We start from the raw sequence: 231 nt of genomic DNA on the forward strand, positions 1-231 counted from the left end.
GATCAGCCATGCCAGCACACCTCCCAGAAGAAGCGCCATACACCCAGTGATGATCAGTGTCAGTATGGCTGCCGTACCATGATCATCGATAACTTCACCCGCTTTATCTATGCTTGTTCTTTCGTATTCCACCAGTGCCTGCAGACTGGCAATGTAGTCATTTATGATCGGTAACTGCTGTGACCGAATGAAGTTGTTCAGGGCTTCACGGTCCCCCTGCTCACTGATCTG

The 231-nt window shown here is 50.2% G+C and carries 1 protein-coding gene; it reads right to left on the reverse strand.

Annotated features, from left to right (window positions below):
- Positions 1 to 231, reverse strand: a 231-nt coding sequence (locus tag OGY18_RS03035; RefSeq protein ID WP_286551671.1) for an MCP four helix bundle domain-containing protein, incomplete at both ends; no start/stop codon positions are given.

Origin of the sequence: Citrobacter sp. Cpo142 (genome assembly GCF_030332425.1) — a bacterium.
Taxonomy (GTDB): Bacteria; Pseudomonadota; Gammaproteobacteria; order Enterobacterales; family Enterobacteriaceae; genus Citrobacter; species Citrobacter portucalensis.